This is a genomic window from Allopusillimonas soli (assembly GCF_004153445.1).
Classification (GTDB): Bacteria; Pseudomonadota; Gammaproteobacteria; order Burkholderiales; family Burkholderiaceae_B; genus Allopusillimonas; species Allopusillimonas soli.
Genome location: NZ_SDQC01000007.1, coordinates 14,852 through 29,972, shown reverse-complemented (window position 1 = coordinate 29,972; position 15,121 = coordinate 14,852). Strand labels below are relative to the sequence as shown.

Genomic DNA, 15,121 nt, shown 5'->3' with positions numbered 1-15,121 from the left:
GGGGCGGTATGGCAGAGCAACCCGCTCGGGTAGTGCGCCTGGATCTATGGATCGATCCGGTTTTCGACCGCATCCTGCGAGAGGCTCCTGGCTTGGCGCTTGCAGTCATGAAGCTGAATGCGCCGCGCTCGGAGAACATGGATCTCCTGCGCGGGGCGCGGTTCTATCACATTTCGGCTGCAAAAGACGAAGTGCCGCTGCAGTGGCAAGTAACACGAGATCTGCTCGACCAATGCCCGGATCTGGCTTGTGTATCGACCTCAGGCGCCGGATATGACACCGTGGATGTCGCGGCTTGCACCGACGCCGGCGTGCTCGTAGTGAACCAGGCGGGCGGCAATGCCAACTCGGTTGCGGAACATGCGCTGGGTCTCATGCTTGCCGTATCGCGCCGTGTTCTGGAGTCCGCTTCGCGTCTTCGCAACGATTGCGGCTTCTCTCGCGAGGACCTTATGGGCCACGAGTTGTCGGACAAGACGCTGGGGCTTGTCGGCCTGGGCCACATTGGCCAGCGCGCAGCTCAACTGGGCGCGGCTTTCAATATGCACGTGGTGGCCCATGACCCTTATCTGAAACCGGATGAAATCACCGCGCGCGGAGCACAGCCGGTGTCGCTGGAGGAACTGCTGGCCGCAAGCGACTTTGTTTCGCTGCACTGCCCGCTTACCAGCGAAACCCGGGGCATGTTCGATGCGCTGGCATTCGCACGCATGAAGCAGGGCGCAATCTTCATTACCACCGCGCGGGGCGGTATACATCAGGAAGCTGCGCTATACGATGCGTTGCTGGCGGGGCATCTGGCGGGCGCCGGCCTGGATGTCTGGGATGTGGAGCCGCCAGCCCGCGAAAACCCTTTGCTGGCCTTGTCCAATGTTGTGCCGACCTTTCATACGGCAGGCGTTACGCACGAGGCGCGGCGCAACGTGGCGAGAATGGCGGCCGAGCAGCTTGTTGCGCTCGCCGAAGGCAGGCAGGCCGCCCGTGTGGTGAATCCTCTAGCATGGCAGCGCGCGGCGCAGCGACTGCATGGCTGAGGTAGTGAACTGATTATCGATTTTTTCTGGAGGAGACATACTATGCGCAATATTATGCGTAGACTGGCTGCTGGCGCCTTGCTGGTTGCCGCAGGCATGGGCACGGCAGCGGCTGCATATCCCGATCATCCCATCAGCATGGTGGTGTCCTATGGCCCCGGTGGTGGCACAGATCTGGTGGCCCGAGCCCTGGCGCCTTTCATTGAAAAATACCTTGGCAACGATGCCCGCATTGTGGTGTTGAACCGCCCGGGCGCAGGCGGTGAAATCGGATTTGCCGAAATTGCCCGTGCCAAGCCCGATGGTTATACCATCGGTTTCTTGAACACACCGAACCTCATCACAATTCCAATTCAGCGAAAGGCGCAATATCATTGGTCCGACTTTGACCTGATCGGCAACATCATAGACGATCCCGACAGCTTCGCCGTCAATACGAAAAGCGATATCAAAACGCTGGCTGATCTGGCCACATATGCCAAGGCGCATCCGGGAGAGGTTACCGTGGGGACGACGGGGGCGGGCTCGGACGATCATCTGGCCATGCTGCTTTTCGAGAAGCAGGCTGGCGTCAAGATGATGCACGTGCCTTATAAGGGCGCTGGCGAGGTGCGCAGCGCAATCAGCAGCGGAGAGATCATGATGGCCGCCATGAACATAGGCGAGGTAAAAGCCTATATCGATGGCGGTTCGCCATTGCGCGATCTGGGCATCATGAGCGCCGAGCGCACGAGCCTGGCACCCGATATTCCAACATTCCGAGAGCAGGGACACGATATCATTATGTCGTCTCTGCGCGGGATCGGTGCACCGAAGGGCCTGCCCGACGATGTGCGCGCGAAGCTGGTCAAGGCTGTGCACGATGCCGTGAACGATGCCGAGTTCCGCGAGCAGGCCCAGAAACTGTTTGTGCCTCTGCGCTATTTGCCGCCCGAGCAATACGAGGCTGAACTGAAGTCTGGTGAGAAGCTGTTCTCGGCATTCTGGAAGGAAACACCCTGGGCGGATCAATAGGAATACCCGAACAGTATGCTGTATCCACAACGACGCCTGGCACGGCTTTTGTGCCTGGATGATTTCGAGAAGGCGGCGCAGTCCTATCTGCCCCGCCGCCTCTTCGCCTACGTCTCGGGGGCGGCGGAAACAAATTTTTCCTTCGAGGACAATCGGGCATCCTTTCGTGAGCTTGGCTTTGTGCCTCGCGTATTGAACGATGTTTCCCAAGTGGCAACGCGGACGTCATTGTGGGACAGGACATACAGTGGGCCTGTCGGCATTGCCCCGATGGGGCTGAGCGCAGTTACGGCCTATCGTGGTGACGCAGTCCTGGCACAAGCGGGTACCGCTCGTGGTATCCCCATGATCATGAGCGGATCGTCGCTCATGCGTCTTGAGGATGTGGCACCCATAGGCCCGGATGTCTGGTTCCAGGCCTACGTACCGGGCACAATGGACCAGGCCATGGCGCTTGTCGAGCGTGTGCGCGCGGCAGGCTTTGGTACGCTGGTTATCACCGTGGACACACCTGTCTCCGCCAATCGCGAGAATAACGTGAGGGCGGGGTTTTCAACGCCGCTGCGTCCGTCGCCCGGCCTCATCTGGGATGGCCTGACGCATCCGCGCTGGACGGCGGGAACCTTCATCCAGACCTTGTGCCGCCACGGTGTGCCGCACTTCGAGAACAACTACGCAACGCGCGGCGCACCTATTGTTTCAAGAAACGTGCTTCGTGACTTTTCCGATCGTGCGCACCTGTGTTGGGACTGGCTGAAGGCCATACGCCGGAACTGGCCGGGCAAACTTGTCGTGAAGGGCGTTCTGGCAGAGCAGGACGCCCGCATGGCTGTTGAGCACGGTGTGGATGGCATTATCGTCTCCAACCATGGCGGAAGACAGCTCGACGGTGCCATTGCGCCACTCAGGGCTTTGCCTGGCATTGTGCGCGCCTGCCCTGGGGTGCCTGTCATGATGGACAGCGGCATCCGACGCGGCACCGATGTGCTGAAAGCGCTGGCGCTGGGTGCTCGCCTGGTATTCGTGGGGCGGCCATTCGGCTTTGCCGCAGCATTGGCCGGCCAGCGTGGCGTCGAGCATGCCATGGATCTGCTGCAGGCGGAGATCACGCGTGACGCTGCGTTGCTGGGGCTTACAGATATACAGGATATCGGGCCTCAGTATCTGCAAACATTGTCCTCGGCAAGCCATTTCCAGCAGTATCTGGCTTAGATGGCTACGTCTATCGCGGCCAGTGCGGTCTTGCTGCAGGGCACTATGCATGCGCGGACTGTGGCATGTCATAAGGAGGCTGCCGGAATGACCACATCTGAGCCTCTCTTCCTGTCAGCGTCATGTCAAAGTCGCGGTGTTATGCTCGATGCATCAATGGCCTATTGATGCGCTGACGCCCGCGGCAAGGCCATGCCCCGCGAATGCGAGGAATTGTGCTGCGGCCAACCATAGCGGGAGGCAATGCCATGCAGCCACGAATAGACAGCAACCTTGGCATCCAGGGCGAGCCCGATACCTGGGTACATTCGGCCTGTATTCTTTGTTCGAACGGCTGCGGCCTGGATATCGCGGTGAAAGATGGCCGAATTGTCGGGGTGCGCGGTTCTGCCGGACATCCTGTCAACTTCGGACACTTGGGGCCAAAAGGAGAACATGGCTGGGTAGCCAACAATAGCCGACGCCGCGGTATGGTGCCCATGATACGCAAGACCAAGGATGCGCCGCTGAAGCCAGTGAGTTGGGATGAGGCCTTGGATTTCTTTGTCGAGCATTTTCGTAAGGCATGGAGCCAAGGCCATCAGAACCTGGCCTGCTACAACTCGGGGCAACTGACGCTTGAAGAACTCTATACGCTGGGGAAATTTTGGCGCGGCGGATTGCGTTCGGCCAACATCGATGGCAATACGCGACTCTGCACCGCCACCTCGGCCACCGGGTTGATGGCAAACTTCGGCGTCGATGGCCCTGTGGCTTCCTATGCCGACGTGGATCGGGCCGACCTGCTCTGTTTGTACGGCCATAATGTCGCCGAGGTTCAAACCGTTCTTTGGGAACGAATGCTGGCTGCACGGAAAAAGAATGGCGGACGTATCATGGTGGTGGATCCCCGTAAAACGCCGACCGTGCAGCAGGGAGCGGATCTGCATCTGCAGATACGGGTAGGCACCAATGTGGCGCTGATGAACGGCATTATTCATTTGCTGGTTCAGAACGACTGGGTCGATCGCCATTTCATTGCGCAACATACGGTTGGATTCGATCAGCTTGAATCCGTGGTGCGCGACTATCCGCCCGAGCGCGTGGCTGAATTGTGCGATATCCCGCGCGAGCATCTGGAGACCGCGGCCAAGTGGATAGGTACCACCCCGCGCATGGTTTCGACAGTACTGCAGGGCTTTTACCAGAGTGTCGAGGCCACGGCATCGTCGTCTCTGGTGAATACCGTGCATCTGCTTACCGGTGCGATAGGCAGGCCGGGCGCTGGACCGCTCTTGATGGCTGGCCAGCCGTCGGCAATGTGCAATCGCGAAGCCGGGGCGGGAGGATCATACCCCGCTTATAGAAACCCCCATAGCGAAGTTCAAATGCGCGACCTGTGTGCACACTGGAATATCGACTACGCCAGCTTTCGCCCGGAGGTTCCACGGGACATACTCAGCATGATGGAAGGCGCGGAGCGGGGCGAGATCGAGTTCTTTTGGGTAATAGGCACCAATCCGCTGGTCAGTTTGCCCGACCAGAACCGTACCGAGCGGATACTCAGGCGCACCTTTGTCGTAGTGCAGGATCCCTTTGTGGATGCGGAAACGATCGCCTGCGCGGATATTTATTTCCCTGTCGCCATGTGGGGCGAAAAGCAGGGCTGCGTCACCAACGCTGATCGAAGCGTGAACTTGTTGCTTAAAGCCGTTGATCCGCCAGGAGAGGCACGCAGCGATTTCGATATCATTGCTCAGATTGCAAACAGGCTTGGGTTCAAGGACAAGGATGGTCAGCCTCTGATTGCGTTTACGGATCCGCGAGATGCCTTCGAAGAGTGGCGCAGGGTGTCCAAGGGAAGGCCCTGCGACTATTCCGGTATGACCTATGAGCTCATTCTGGAAATGGGTGCCGTGCGCTGGCCCTGTAACGAGCAGTACCCGCGAGGCTGCGAGCGTTTGTACGAGGACTTGAAATTCTGGACCGGCATCGACGAGTGCGAAACCCACGGCGTCGATTTCTTGAACGGCACTCCCACGACACGCAACGCCTATGCCCACGCTGATCCGGCCGGCAAGGCTTTTCTCAGGCCAGCCCAGTGGCGCCGCCCTCCAAACCCGGTTTCAGAGGCGTATCCGTTTCTGCTTATTACGGGACGTGTGGTCTATCATTTCCACACGCGCACCAAAACAGCGCGGTCAAAGGTACTGAACGCACATGCGCCGCAGCCGTATGTGGAGATCAACCCTCAGGATGCGGATCGATTGGCCATTGCGCTGGGCGATCTGGTCGAGCTGACTTCACCGAATGGCCGCTGGGAAGGCGTGGCGATGGTGGTGGACACTGTTCGGCCAGGAGAGGTATTTGTGCCATTTCATTATGGGCACGGCGCCCAGTCCGCCAATCAACACACTTGGTATGCGCGGGATGCGGTAAGCCAGCAGCCTCATCTCAAGTCGTCTCCGGTTGCCATAAAGCGACTGAGTTTCGGACAGCCTGAATCCTGGCTGCTGGAGCGCATGAGGGAATTGGATGGCACATCCATTGAGCCGTTTGCGGCGCGAATGCTGGATGGCACTGTCAATATGTCCGTACCCATGTCTTCATAAACTCGGAAGCGGGCGTTATCCGTGCATCCGGGTGATCATCTTCCTGAGGGCGGCATTGCGGACAGACAGTACTTCGAAGAGCCCCAGTGCCTGCAATGCAGGCATGGCATCGAGGATATCGCGTTCGGCTGCTTGTTTATGCGCGGGATCTGTAGATGAGTCGCACCATGCTTTGGCGTTGGCAAGGAAGGCGGCGACCGTGCCCTTGCGGATAACAACACCGTTCAGTTCCGCCTGATTGCGCTCGTCGGGCAATATGTCTTCAGCTTTCATGAAATTCTCCATTCGATTTGGAACAATGCCATCTTATTCATGCCAGTCTGGCGCGTGTACGGTATAAAAGACATTTGATACGCTTTTGAAGCCACGTATGACCTATCCGCTGATTGCACCCGAATTGGCATCCTCCGCCGATGAGCCGTTATTGCTCGCGGTAGCACAGCAGTCTGGTACGGTTCGTTTAACGCGTCGGCACCATCATGCGAGAGGGCAGTTGATTGGCGCTGCGCGAGGGCTGCTTTCGGTGGATGCGGGCAGCAGCCGCTGGGTGGTGCCGGCTACGCATGCCATCTGGATTCCTCCAGGGGTGCTGCACGGGCTGCGTTCGCATGGACCGTTCGCAGGCTGGAGTGTCTATGTCCAGCAGGGTGCCTGTGACGATCTGCCTGATGCGCCGTGTATTCTGGCTGTCTCGGGCCTGCTGCAGGAAGCCGTTGCGCGTGCTGCATCATGGCGAAGCCATAGCGCCTTGACCGCGACGCAAGAAAGGCTGGCCTGGGTAATCCTGGACGAGATTCGGGGCGCACCGGCGGCGCCGTTGGGCTTGGCCATGCCGAGCGACGCGCGGTTGCTCAAGATTGCGCGTGCTTTATCGGATCGGCCTGGCGACGAGCGGCTTATGAAGGAATGGGCGGCCTGGGCCGGTATAGCACCTCGCTCGTTGACGCGGCGCTTTATCATTGAGACGGGATTCAGCTTCACCGAATGGCGCCAGCGCTTGCGCTTGTTAAGGTCGTTGGAGCTGCTGGCCGCGGGCAGGCCGGTAACCGCGATTGCATTGGATCTTGGCTACGATAACGTGAGCGCTTTTATCGCCTTGTTCCGTCGGGTGTTGGGCGCGACACCGGGACGATATGAACAGTCCATGCGTGTGTTGTGATGTCGTTGCATACCACAAGACAGCCGCCTTATCGCCGTTTTCCGAAACTGGTAGGGGGCTATGCATCGCTGGCAACCAGCCGGCAGATCGCGAGTGCGCCTGCTTGAAACAGACATGTCCGCCCCGACGCCAGAGATGCGGCGTTGTGCGAGGCTTCGTCAATTGGCTTGAGCGGGTGGGCGTGTCACGATAATATGTGATTAATTCATCGCATTGAAGATGATGCCATTCAATACCCCATCCAGCTCCGGTCTCTATTCTCTCGCACCAATATGACTACTCGCCGACATCCTCAGATTGCCACTCGAAAGCAGCCGCAGCAGGCGCGTTCAACAGAGTTGGTTGCAGCCATCCTGCAGGCTGCCACGCAGGTCTTGGCGCGGGAAGGCGCCACGCGCTTCACTACGGCAAGGGTTGCCGAGAAAGCAGGCGTCAGCGTTGGATCGGTGTATCAGTACTTTCCCAATAAGGCGGCCATCCTCTTTCGGCTGCAAGCCGACGAGTGGATACAAACAACGGAGATGCTGCGTCGCATTCTTGAGAATTCGAATAAGCCTCCGCTTGATCGGTTGCGGGAGCTGGTGCATGCTTTCCTGCGGTCGGAGTGCGAGGAAGCAGAAATGAGAGGGGCACTGAACGATGCAGCGCCGCTTTACCGCGATGCGCCCGAAGCTCGGGAGATACGAGCGTCTGCGGATCGAGCCATAGCGCTCTTCATGGCGCAAGCGCTGCCAAAGGCTTCAGCCAAGGCTCGCGCGGTGGCAGGCGACCTGATTACCACGACGCTCAGCACAGTCGGAAGCAGCTTTTCGGGTACCCCGCGCACGCAGGCGGAAATCAAGCATTATGCCGACTCGATGGCTGATATGTTCTGCGCCTATCTGAAAGAGCTCGGGAAGAGATGACCGACGAGCGTAAATGACGCACTTGTCACGCGGGTGACATGGGGCTGTCAGCATGCCGCCACTAGAGTGGAGTCCTGGCCAGATATTCTGGCATCGCCATTCGCAGCGCCGCTACGCTGCAGGGCGCTTTCTTACAGGAACTCACCATGTCTCTACGCGCAAATATATTCATCGCCATCGCCGCTTTCACAGCCACCGTTCCCGCCACCAGCCTCGCGTATTGGGTCCCGGATAATACGGAGCAGGGTGGCACGGAGGTTTACGACTGGACCAACACGAAGAGTCGTGCCCTGGTACTCGAGGAACTCGAAGCGGCAAAGGCCGATCCGACCTGGAATACGCGCCAGGGTGAGGCAACGGGCGCATGGCCGCAGGGTATTTCGACGCCAGGAAAAACCCGCGCACAGGTCATCCAGGAACTCAAATCGATGACGGCCGAGGAGAAAGCCTATATCGAGAGCTTTTATACCGGCGCCTGATGCGGCAAAGGTATCACTGCCTGCAGTAAACGGCATTGGTCCTTGGGGGGGATTTTGAGCGATAGTATCGCTATGCCCTCCCTGACGTTTACCGCAGTCAAGAAGATTCCTTATGAAGAAATACATTGTTGGCGATGTTGAAGTTATCCGGATATCCGAGATCGTTTTTCATGATTTCTCGGCATCATTTTTATTTCCCGACTGGGACGCCAATGTGCTGGACGACAAACTGGCGTGGATGACACCTGGTTGCGTGAACAAAGCGCGTTCCATGGTTACAGTCAATATTCACACCTGGCTGCTCAAGACGCCGAAGCACATTATTCTGATTGATACAGGAATCGGAAATGGCAGAACCCGTACGGTGCCCATGTTCAACCAGTTGAACACGCCGTATCTGGAGCGGCTCGCGCAGGCCGGAGTAGGGGTGGATCAAGTCGATTACGTCATGTGCACGCATTTGCATTCAGACCATGTGGGTTGGAACACCTGTCGCCGCGATGGCAAGTGGGTGCCTACGTTTCCCAATGCAAGATATGTGTTTCCTCAGCGTGAACTGGAGCAATGCCAGAGTCGGGCGCGGGAGCCAGCACAGGCGGGCGGCATCTATGAGGATGCGATTCTGCCGGTGCTGGAATCGCAACAGGTGGATCTCGTAGGCCCGGAGGGAGGCGAGTCAATCGACGGCTTGACCTTCTATCCGACGCCGGGTCACACCGCGGGGCATATGTCCATAGGGTTGGCTGCACAGGGGGAGCAGGCCCTTTTCACCGGAGATGTCGTCCACAATCCAATACAGATATACCGGCCACGCTGGAACTCCGCTTTCTGCGAGGATGCCGCACAGGCGCGTTCTTCGCGAGAATGGATGCTGGCATATGCTGTTGCCAAGAAGGCATTGCTGTTCACGGCGCATTTCCCCGAAAGCTCGGCCGGCTATATCGCCGCCACGGAAAAGGGCTTCGACTGGCGTTTTGCCTGATCCGGCCATTACTTTCGCAGCTGTCTGCATCAGTGCCGGGAATGGGTTGCAGTATGCTATCAGGATTCAGTGATCGGTTGCCAATGCCCAATGGAATTGCGACACCTGCGTTATTTTATTGCGGTTGCGGAGTATGAAAGCGTACGGGTGGCATCCGAACGCATCCATATTACGCAGCCGGCCATATCCCGCCAGATACAGGATCTGGAGGCGGAATTGGGTGTCTCACTGTTTGTCCGCACAAAACGCGGCCTCAGACTGACCGAGGCGGGAGCCGTATTTCTGGCCGAAGCCAGGCAGATACTGTCCCACTTGGAAGCTGCGGTGGGCACCACCCGCCAAGTGGCGTCGGGTGTCGAAGGCCATTTGCGTGTCGGCTTCGTCGAAAATGCGGGCTGGGATGGTGTCGTACCCGCCATATTCAATCGATTCCAGCAAGAGGCGCATAAAGTCAGCATCGAGTTGGTGCCGTTATATACACCGGCCCAGTTGGAAACAATTGAGAATCGCAGCCTGGACGGGGGCTTTGTGTACCTGTTCGATCCCTTGCCGGAAAAATTCAGCGTCTTGTCCTTGTGCCGCCATGACGTGATGCTGGCGGTTCCCCGTACATGGGATATGCCGGAAAACGAAGCTGTGGCGATGTGTTCTTTGATAGGAAAGCCGTTCATTACCTTTCAGCGCGGTGTGTATCCCGCCTACTACGACAGGCTTATCGCTGCATGCGTGCAGGCGGGCCTTACGCCAAATGTCGTGCAGGAAGTTACCACCGAGGCGGCGATCTTGTCGCTTGTGTCCGCAGGCGTGGGCGCAGCGATCGTAAATGCGGCGAACCTGGGCAGGCCGCCTGCCCAAGCGAAGTTCGTGCCTGTTGCCGGTTTTTCCATGCCATTGCCACTGGCCTTTGTTCACCTTGCCGATAATGCGAATCCCGCATTGGCGCGATTCCTCACGCTTTTAAGGGATTACAGGGAAGACGCGGCAGCGTTGCCTTAAGCTCTGTGGCTGGTCGTGCCAAGATTTACCGTGCCTCGGCGGGCGCGTTGCGTCGGTGTTTGCCGTGATGCGTGTCGGGCATCACCTCCTCGAAAAATCGGTATTGGCGCATTCTCCGCTTTTGACGGATAGTTGCAGCTGCCAGGCCAATCATTGTTGATCAGGCCTCTTCCTCAGTAGAAGAACGGCGGTGGGCAACCATTTGTTTGAGTGTAGAAATGAAATCTTTGATATCAGCCGATGTTGATTACTGCCGCGATGGCTTCCAGACCGGCGCCTTGCGTATCCCGTTCTCGTCTGACAGGTCGGGGTACGGTCATATTCCTGTTCCGGTTGCAGTCCTGAAGCGCGGATCGGGCCCCACCGTGCTGTTCACAGGGGGCAATCATGGCGATGAGTACGAAGGCCCGATTGCGCTGATGAAGCTGATACAGCGCATGCCGTCCATGGATATCCGGGGAACCCTGATCGTTATTCCTGGGCTGAATTTTCCGGCTTTTCTTAACGGAACCCGGACTTCACCAATTGACAAGGCGAATCTTAATCGCGTTTTTCCGGGCTCGCGCAACGGCGGGCCGACAGAGATGATTGCCCATTATCTCGACACCGAATTGTTTCCACGTGCGGATTTCATATTCGATATCCATGCCGGCGGGGCATCGACAAACTACTTGCCGCTGCTGATGATTGCTCCTCCCGCGGATGCCGGCCGCCGCGCGGCGTTCAATCGGCTGGTACATGCTTTTGCATCGCCTCGTGTCATAATCATGGACCTGCTTGGTGAGGATCGCACGTATGGGGCGGCGGCGGAGCGTCATAATGTCCTGTTCTTCTGCGGAGAGTTCGGGGGAGGTTCCAGCTGCAATCTGGAAGGCCTGGCGCTTGTCGAGGGCGGCATACAGCGGCTTCTCCATGCATTGGGCATGACCGATGACGATGGACCGCTGGCGCCGACCACGCCAAGCCGACATTTGAGGGTGGATGGCGAGAGGCATTATGTGTTTTCGCCATGCCCCGGCATTTTTGAACCGGCATTTCGGCTGGGCGACGAGGTCGTGACTGGCCAGCTGGCCGGCCGTCTTCATGATCCGTACCGGCCAACGAATGCGCCCCTCGAGCTGCGTTTTAAAGGTGAAGGACTGGTCGTATGTATTCGAACCTTCTCTGGCGTGCAGGCGGGAGACTGTCTGGTGCATCTTGCATCGGATATTGTCGACAGTGAGCCCGGTAAATCCATCGCCGCCAGACGGGAGGCGTTGTAATTCAATCGCTCTGTGTGTTCACAACATGATTCGTCCTTCCTATCCCTCACAGCAGCGCCGCACTACAGAAGCCTGTAGCCCGGAATTAGCGAAATCGGGAAGTGAGCCGGTGCTCAATGTGTTCGAGAAGTCCATCACTGATCTGCAAGCTTCCCTTGCAGCCGGGTGCTTCACGTCGGTGGATCTTGTTCGAGCCTATTTGCAGCGTATCGAGGCTTACGACCAGCATGGCCCGTGCATAAACGCCATACTGAGGCTCGATCCTTCCGCGCTGGAGCAGGCGGCTGCCATGGACACTGAGCGCCGCAATACCGGCGCGCGGAGCTTGCTGCATGGCATTCCAATTCTTGTGAAAGACAACTTTGACGTCGCCGGCATGCCTACCTCAGGGGGAGCCTTGGCACTTGCCGTCCTGGAGCCGGAGAAAGATGCGTTTCAAGTGAGACGTTTAAGAGAGGCAGGCGCAATCATCCTTGGCAAGACGACGATGCACGAGCTTGCAGCGGGAATAACCAATGTGTCTTCCTTGACTGGCGTAACGCGAAACCCGTACTCCTTGAGGCGCAACCCAGGCGGCTCCAGTGGCGGCACCGCTGCGGCGGTCGCTGTTTCTTTTTCCGCAGCGGGCCTGGGCAGCGATACCAGCGGGTCGATACGGATTCCAGCCGCCAACCAGAATCTGGTGGGGCTTCGGCCCACCTTTGGTTTGTCCAGCCGAGACGGCATCTTGCCACTATCGCCTTCGCAGGATGTCGGCGGGCCCTTGGCGCGAACGGTACGCGACCTGGCAATCATGCTCGACGCCACCGTGGGAGAAGACTCAAATGACTCCGCTACAAGCGGTGTGCACAGCCATATACCCGATTCTTATCTGGATGGCCTGCGGCAGAACACATTATCGGGGGCGCGAATCGGGATTCTCTCGGAATTCTTTGGCTCTCGTGCGGACGAGGTGGAGGTTTCAGCTATAGTTCGCGAGGCTGCGCTGGCCATGAGCGAGCTTGGCGCGGAATTGATCGAGGTCGATCTGCCGAACGTTGCCGCGTTGATGCGTGAAAGTAGCCTGATCGCGCATGAGTTCAAGTTCGCCTTGTCGGATTATTTGGCGGCCTATGAAGGACTCCCGGCGAAATCGCTGTCCGAGATCCTCGACAGAGGACTACATCATGAGCAGCTCGACCAGGTTTTTAGGCTGCGTGATCAGCCCGAGTCGCCTGACACGACGTCCTACCGGCATGCCAGGGAGAAGAAGCGGGAGATTTCGCTGCTGGTGCAGAAGGTGATGGATGAACACAAGCTTTCCGCCGTGCTTTATCCCGTGCTGCGTGGAAAGCCGAGTGTGATAGGCGAAGTGCAACCCGGTGAGAACAGCCAGCTAAGCCCGTCGACGGGATTGCCAGCCATTTCCCTGCCGGCGGGCTTTACTCGCGACGGCGTGCCTGTGGGGCTTGAGTTGCTCGGTCGCCCGTACTCCGAACAGACCCTGCTGAACTTTGCTCTGGACTGGGAGCTGTCGGGGAATAGACGGGTGCCACCGATATATGCGCCGGATTTGGTGAACGGGAAGGCGCCGCCACCGTTGTCGGGAATGCTGCGTATTACGCCAGACAATGAGCCGGCTTGTGCAATAACAGTAAAGTACGTGCTGGACCCTTGCACCGGGCGGCTGGGGGTCAGTACAGAAACCGCGCAGGTGGAGCAAACCTCTATTATTGCGTTGACCCTCCAGTCGTCGCAAGGTGAACGCCCTGGGCCAGTTATTTTTCATTTGCCGCATGCAGCGCCAGGCCAGGCAAGCAAAGAGATCGTCTTGCAGGCCCATCATCTGAGGGCTGCGCTGAAGGGCGAACTGTATGTTCATCTTTATACCCAGGAGTCCCCATGGGGGGCTGCTCGTGTCCGCTTTGCGCCAAGCGGAAGTTAGAGTGGTTACTCGTAATGCGTCCACATCCTCAAAACACGAACGATACGTTCCTGGAAGAACACCTCATACACCAATCGCTGCTGGATATTGATTCTACGGGAGTAGGCGCCAGAGAGATCACCAACCAGCTTTTCGTAAGGCGGCAGGTTCTGCAACGGATTGGCCTCCAGTATTTCAATCAGTGCTTGCACTTTGGTCTTGAAGCCAGCCGCAGCAACCTTTTTCGCATCCTTGAGCGTTGCATTTGCGTAGACGGCCTGCCAAGTCACCAATCAAGCTCCTTGGCGCTGCTTGCCAGGGGTTCCGCCATCCCCTTCTTGATGGAGTCGCGCATGCCCGGTATGGAAGCCAGATATAGGGTTTCCTGGATGGCATCCCAATCTGCCTCGGAGATAAGCACCGCGCTCGAACGCTTGCCGGCAATTCGAATCGGCTGGTGAGACTCGGCGGTTTGGTCGATGAGTCGATAGAGGTTGGCACGTGCCTCGGTCGCAGTCATTGTTGTGGACATGATACCTCTCCTAAAAATGTGCATTTATATCGTACGTTTTGCGTACGTTTGGCCAAGCGCGATGGCACTTGTTGGCTGACTGCACTACTGGTTTAGACACCAGCGTCTCTATCTAGTGGAGATTGCAAACCTGACCCTAGGCGATGGCGAATTGCAGCGCATCGACACGCTTCAAATCGACATGCTGGCGAGCGAACCACAGGTCATGGGCGTCCTGCATGGCCAGCCAGCTTTCCGGACTGCGTCCAAGCGCCTTGGATAGGCGCAACGCCATTTCAGGTGTGATGCGAGACGCGCCGCTGAGTACTCGGCTTAAGGTGGAAGCGGCTACGCCGAGCGCCTTGGCAAGCTCACGACCACTGATATTGTTGGGCTCAAGGTAGATGCCGGATATGAATTCACCCGGATGGGGTGGGTTATGCATGCTCATTAGTGATAGTCCTCGTAATCCAGTACAAAAGCGTTTCCGTTTTCAAACTCAAAGGTAATACGCCAGTTCCCGTTAACAGTAATCGACCAGCGGTTCTTCATTGCGCCCTTGAGGGGGTGAAGCCTGAATCCTGGAAGGTTCATGTCTTCGATAACCTGAGCGGTATCAAGGGCGGATAGTTGTAGGCGAAGGCGTGTGGCATGGCTTGCTTGAACGCCTGATGCGTTGCCAGTTTCGAACAGTCGACGAAGGCCCTTGTGCCGAAAGCTTTTGATCATGCGTTGATTGTAGCTTGTTGCGCATCACGAAACAAGAAGTGTAGAATGCCCCTTCTTTCCCGTTTTTTCTGGAAACCATTCCTATTCTTCAGGTAGGTTGATCTCGAAAGCCAGGCCAGGCCCGGCGTGGCTTCGCAGCCAAGCGGTAGGCTTTATATCCCAAATTTTGGAATATAAATCGAGGCGAAAAAAAAGCACTTACATGATGTAAGTGCTTGATTATTGAATTTTTTGGCGGAGCGGACGGGACTCGAACCCGCGACCCCCGGCGTGACAGCCGTCCTATCGAAGCCAATGTTTATGCGGGTGCCCAGAGAAATCCCGTTCCAAAGAAACATTGTTCT

Annotated in this window: 16 protein-coding genes; 11 read left to right on the top strand and 5 right to left on the bottom strand. The window is 57.6% G+C overall.

The window, feature by feature from the left end; genetic code table 11:
- Window positions 1-8 precede the first annotated feature (8 nt).
- From ERD78_RS17975 to ERD78_RS17960, 4 genes are all read left to right on the top strand, one after another.
- Complete coding sequence (locus ERD78_RS17975) at window positions 9-1,034, top strand: hydroxyacid dehydrogenase (protein ID WP_129971157.1); 1,026 nt, start codon at window positions 9-11, stop codon at window positions 1,032-1,034.
- A 42-nt stretch (window positions 1,035-1,076) separates the two neighbouring features.
- The gene (locus tag ERD78_RS17970) at window positions 1,077-2,048 is read left to right on the top strand and encodes a tripartite tricarboxylate transporter substrate binding protein (protein ID WP_129971155.1); all 972 of its coding nucleotides are present in this window, start codon (window positions 1,077-1,079) and stop codon (window positions 2,046-2,048) included.
- Between the two features lie 15 nt (window positions 2,049-2,063).
- On the top strand, window positions 2,064-3,260 hold the full coding sequence (locus ERD78_RS17965; protein WP_129971153.1) for an alpha-hydroxy acid oxidase: 1,197 nt from the start codon (window positions 2,064-2,066) through the stop codon (window positions 3,258-3,260).
- A gap of 248 nt (window positions 3,261-3,508) precedes the next feature.
- Complete coding sequence (locus ERD78_RS17960) at window positions 3,509-5,851, top strand: molybdopterin oxidoreductase family protein (RefSeq protein WP_167668982.1); 2,343 nt, start codon at window positions 3,509-3,511, stop codon at window positions 5,849-5,851.
- Between the two features lie 15 nt (window positions 5,852-5,866).
- Here the strand turns inward: ERD78_RS17960 and ERD78_RS17955 are convergent, their stop codons facing one another.
- A complete protein-coding gene (locus ERD78_RS17955; RefSeq protein ID WP_129971149.1) occupies window positions 5,867-6,124 on the bottom strand; it encodes a hypothetical protein in 258 nt (85 codons plus the stop codon).
- 97 nt (window positions 6,125-6,221) lie between these two features.
- Here ERD78_RS17955 and ERD78_RS17950 point away from each other — a divergent pair, with 97 nt between their 5' ends.
- The 7 genes from ERD78_RS17950 to ERD78_RS17920 all read left to right on the top strand — a co-directional run bounded on the left by ERD78_RS17950 (window position 6,222) and on the right by ERD78_RS17920 (window position 13,558).
- Window positions 6,222-7,010: an AraC family transcriptional regulator gene (locus tag ERD78_RS17950; protein ID WP_129971147.1), complete on the top strand. Its 789-nt coding sequence runs from the start codon at window positions 6,222-6,224 to the stop codon at window positions 7,008-7,010.
- A gap of 272 nt (window positions 7,011-7,282) precedes the next feature.
- Window positions 7,283-7,915, top strand: a complete 633-nt coding sequence (locus tag ERD78_RS17945) for a TetR/AcrR family transcriptional regulator (RefSeq protein ID WP_129971145.1) — start codon at window positions 7,283-7,285, stop codon at window positions 7,913-7,915.
- A 146-nt stretch (window positions 7,916-8,061) separates the two neighbouring features.
- The gene (locus tag ERD78_RS17940) at window positions 8,062-8,394 is read left to right on the top strand and encodes a DUF4148 domain-containing protein (protein ID WP_129971143.1); all 333 of its coding nucleotides are present in this window, start codon (window positions 8,062-8,064) and stop codon (window positions 8,392-8,394) included.
- Window positions 8,395-8,506: 112 nt separating this feature from the next.
- Window positions 8,507-9,376 (top strand): MBL fold metallo-hydrolase, encoded by an 870-nt coding sequence (locus tag ERD78_RS17935; RefSeq protein WP_129971141.1) that lies wholly within the window; start codon window positions 8,507-8,509, stop codon window positions 9,374-9,376.
- Window positions 9,377-9,466: 90 nt separating this feature from the next.
- On the top strand, window positions 9,467-10,372 hold the full coding sequence (locus ERD78_RS17930; RefSeq protein WP_129971139.1) for a LysR family transcriptional regulator: 906 nt from the start codon (window positions 9,467-9,469) through the stop codon (window positions 10,370-10,372).
- Window positions 10,373-10,590: 218 nt separating this feature from the next.
- On the top strand, window positions 10,591-11,634 hold the full coding sequence (locus tag ERD78_RS17925) for a succinylglutamate desuccinylase/aspartoacylase family protein (RefSeq protein ID WP_129971138.1): 1,044 nt from the start codon (window positions 10,591-10,593) through the stop codon (window positions 11,632-11,634).
- Window positions 11,635-11,659: 25 nt separating this feature from the next.
- A complete protein-coding gene (locus tag ERD78_RS17920) occupies window positions 11,660-13,558 on the top strand; it encodes an amidase (RefSeq protein WP_129971136.1) in 1,899 nt (632 codons plus the stop codon).
- Between the two features lie 5 nt (window positions 13,559-13,563).
- Here the strand turns inward: ERD78_RS17920 and ERD78_RS17915 are convergent, their stop codons facing one another.
- The 4 genes from ERD78_RS17915 to ERD78_RS17900 all read right to left on the bottom strand — a co-directional run bounded on the left by ERD78_RS17915 (window position 13,564) and on the right by ERD78_RS17900 (window position 14,777).
- Window positions 13,564-13,827, bottom strand: coding sequence for a Txe/YoeB family addiction module toxin (locus ERD78_RS17915; RefSeq protein ID WP_129971134.1), 264 nt, complete (start codon window positions 13,825-13,827; stop codon window positions 13,564-13,566).
- Entirely contained in the window at window positions 13,824-14,069 is a 246-nt protein-coding gene (locus ERD78_RS17910; protein ID WP_129971132.1) for a type II toxin-antitoxin system Phd/YefM family antitoxin, read from the bottom strand. The genes ERD78_RS17915 and ERD78_RS17910 overlap by 4 nt, the downstream gene beginning before the upstream one ends.
- 136 nt (window positions 14,070-14,205) lie before the next feature.
- Window positions 14,206-14,499: a HigA family addiction module antitoxin gene (locus ERD78_RS17905; protein WP_129971130.1), complete on the bottom strand. Its 294-nt coding sequence runs from the start codon at window positions 14,497-14,499 to the stop codon at window positions 14,206-14,208.
- Window positions 14,499-14,777 (bottom strand): type II toxin-antitoxin system RelE/ParE family toxin, encoded by a 279-nt coding sequence (locus tag ERD78_RS17900; RefSeq protein WP_129971128.1) that lies wholly within the window; start codon window positions 14,775-14,777, stop codon window positions 14,499-14,501. Before ERD78_RS17900 ends, ERD78_RS17905 begins: the two co-directional genes overlap by 1 nt.
- Window positions 14,778-15,121: the final 344 nt, after the last annotated feature.